The sequence below is a fragment of the Candidatus Cloacimonadota bacterium genome, assembly GCA_034661015.1.
GTDB lineage: Bacteria > Cloacimonadota > Cloacimonadia > JGIOTU-2 > JGIOTU-2 > JAYEKN01.
This window is the reverse complement of sequence record JAYEKN010000133.1, coordinates 1-3,469: the sequence shown is the minus strand read 5'-3', so window position 1 is coordinate 3,469 and position 3,469 is coordinate 1. Positions and strand designations below refer to the sequence as shown.

Genomic DNA, 3,469 nt, shown 5'->3' with positions numbered 1-3,469 from the left:
GAACAATTCACCAAACAATCCGTCGAACAATTCACCAAACAATCCGTCGAACAATTCACCAAACAATCCGTCGAACAATTCACCAAACAATCCGTCGAACAATTCACCGAACAATTCACCGAACAATCCGATTTTATTCGTAAACCAAAATCAATTTCGTCATTTTTGGGTGGATTTAAATCGGTCGTAAATTCAAAAATCGATGATTACATTGACGACAACAATTTGAATATTCCAAAATACAATCGAAACAATCATTTTTTCCAACCTAATTATTATGACCACATTATCCGAAACAATGCAGAATATGAACGGATAAAAAATTATATTAAAAACAATCCGCAAAAATGGGAAGGTGATAAATTTTATGAAAATAACATCAGAAAAAACATTTGAATCCGCAATAGTAGAATCGTTAATCAAAGACGGAGGATATTCTCAAGGAAATTCAGAACAATATTTTCCAAAACTGGGAATGTTCAAAGATGAGATTTTATCTTTTTTGCAGGAATCGCAACCTGAAAGATGGGAGAAGATAGTTGCAGTTCACGGTGCTGATGATGTTGGTGACAGAATTATTGGTCGCATTAATAAAGAAATAGATTTGCGAGGAAGTCTTGATGTTATCCGCAATGGATTTACCGATTACGGAGTTCGCTTCAAACTTGCTTTTTTCCAACCGGAAACAGGTTTAAATTCTGAAACTGAAATGCTTTATAACCAGAATCAATTAAAAGTTTATCGTCAGGTTTATTACAGCGATAAAAATAAAAATTCCGTTGATCTCGTTATTTCTTTGAACGGAATTCCCGTTGCCACAATCGAGCTGAAAAACCGCTTCACAGGACAAAGCACGACCAATGCCAAAAAACAATATAACAAAACCCGAGATTCCCGCGAGCTGCTTTTCAAATTTAAGAAACGAGCGCTAGTTCACTTTGCAGTAGATGACGAAGAAGTTTTTATGACAACCAAAATAGCGGGCGACAAAACTTTTTGGATGCCGTTCAATAAAGGCAATAACAAAGGAAAGGGAAATCCCATAAATCCGGATGGTTATAAAACAGATTATCTTTGGAAGAATATTTTGGCAAAAGATAGTTTCTTGGAGATTATTCAACGTTTCATTCATTTGCAAATAGAAGATATTGATGTAAAGACGCCCGGCAGTGCATCTCAGCGCTATAAAAAAGAAAAAATGATCTTCCCTCGTTATCATCAACTTGATGTTGTCAGAAAAATTACAGCAGATGCCAAAATCTCGGGAGCAGGAAAAAATTATCTTGTTCAGCATTCTGCCGGTTCGGGCAAAAGCAATTCCATTGCCTGGCTTGCTTATCGGCTTTCCAGTTTGCACAACAAATTTGATGAACGAATTTTTGACAGCGTAATTGTAGTAACAGACCGCAGGGTTTTAGATCAGCAATTACAAAATACGATTTATCAATTTGAGCATAAAACAGGAATTGTTCAGAAGATCGATAAGAACAGTCAACAGCTTGCAGATGCGATTTCGGTAGGTTCTCACATAATTATTACGACATTACAGAAATTCCCATTTGTAATAGATAAAGTGGGTTCGCTTCCTAATAAAAAATATGCTGTGATAATTGATGAAGCTCACAGTTCTCAAGGTGGTGAAGCTCATAAAAAGATGAAAGAAGTTTTATATTCTCCAACCAATAAAGATGATAATGACGTGGATGATAATTATACAGCGGAAGATTTTATTTTAGAACAAATTGAAAGATCGGCAGCAGTTCGCGGACAGCAAAAGAATATTTCTTTCTTTGCTTTTACGGCAACTCCGAAATATAAAACTCTCGCCATTTTCGGGGAAAAAATCGGAGAGGAAAAGCCACAGCCATTTCATTTGTATTCAATGCGTCAGGCAATCGAAGAAGGTTTTATTCTAGATGTTTTGGAAAACTACATAACTTATGAATTGTTTTTCAAACTTTCCAAAACAATCGAAGACGATCCAAAACTGAATAAGAAAAAAGTAGCTCGTGCGATTGGTCGTTTTGTTAATTTTCATCCGCATAATCTGGCACAGAAAGCTGAAGTTGTGATTGAACATTTTAAACAAGTTGTCGCACACAAAATAGGTGGAAAAGCCAAAGCAATGTTTATAACTTCCTCACGCAAACTTGCCAAAAGATATTATGAAGAATTCAATAAATACATTAAATTAAAAGGTTACACAAAAGAGATTAAAATTTTGGTCGCATTTTCAGGGAAAATTATTGATGATAATTATCCCGACGGAGTTTCAGAACCTGAATTAACAGGTTACAGCGAAAGCGAATTACCGAGAGTTTTCAACAAAAATGAATACAAAATTTTGATAGTTGCTGATAAATATCAAACAGGTTTTGATCAACCAATGTTGCACACAATGTATGTTGATAAAAAACTTTCGGGAGTCAAAGCTGTTCAAACTCTTTCCCGATTGAACAGGACAGCACCAGGAAAAGAAGATACATTTATTCTGGATTTTGTAAATGACAGACAAACAATTCTCGATGCTTTCCAAGAATATTATGAGCGAACAATTGTGAAGGAAGAGCCAAAAGTTAATCACCTTTACGATTTAAAAGCAAAGTTGGATGAAAAGCAAATTTATTGGAATTCTGAAATCAACGCTTTTGCAAATCATTATTTCAAATCTTACGAAAATTTCACCAATAAAGATCAAGCCCGTCTGTATTCTTTTATCGATCCTGCTGTTGATAGATTCAAAGCACTTGAAGAGCAAGAAGAAAAAAATGAATTTAAAAAAAGCCTGAGAACTTGGTTAAATCTTTATGCGTTCTTTGCTCAAATTATGCCTTTCAAAGAATCTGATTTTGAAAAGTTTTATGCTTACGGTAAACTTCTTCAAACTAAATTACCAAAAGCTGATATTTCAGAACAATTGAAACTGATTGATGAAATTGCATTGCAATATTATCGTTTGCAAAAGATCAAAGAAGGCTCAATCGAATTGTTAAAAGGTAAAGATGGCGAATTGGACGGCGTTTCGGAAGCAGGTATAAAAAGGGCAAAAGAAGAAAAAGCTCCTTTGTCTGAAATTATTGATATTTTGAATGAGCGTTTCGGAACAGAATTTGAGGAAGCTGATAGATTATTCTTTGAGCAAATCGAAACTGAACTAATTCAAGATGAGAAATTGCAAACTCAGGCACGAGCAAATAAAATTGATACTTTCAAATATGCTTTCGATGATATGTTCTTTAATAAATTGATCGACCGAATGGAACAAAATCAGGACATCTTCGATAAAATCGTAGAGAATGAATCGTTTGGCAATTTAGTTCGAGAATTGATGCTGAAAAAAGTTTATTTGAAGCTGAATGAAGAGATTACGAAATGAGAAAATGAGCCTAACAAACGTGCCCCCAAGCAAGAAAGAAGAAAAGCAATACAAGAAATGGTGATTTTGGATTCTTTAAAAAATGTATAAACG

At 34.6% G+C, this 3,469-nt stretch carries 2 protein-coding genes; both read left to right on the top strand.

The window, feature by feature from the left end:
• Window positions 1-396 (top strand): transposase (locus U9P79_05415; GenBank protein MEA2104066.1); only part of this gene is annotated, 396 nt, incomplete at its 5' end.
• Complete coding sequence (locus U9P79_05410) at window positions 368-3,376, top strand: DEAD/DEAH box helicase family protein (GenBank protein MEA2104065.1); 3,009 nt, start codon at window positions 368-370, stop codon at window positions 3,374-3,376. The genes U9P79_05415 and U9P79_05410, both read left to right, overlap by 29 nt.
• The last annotated feature ends 93 nt before the right edge of the window (window positions 3,377-3,469 follow it).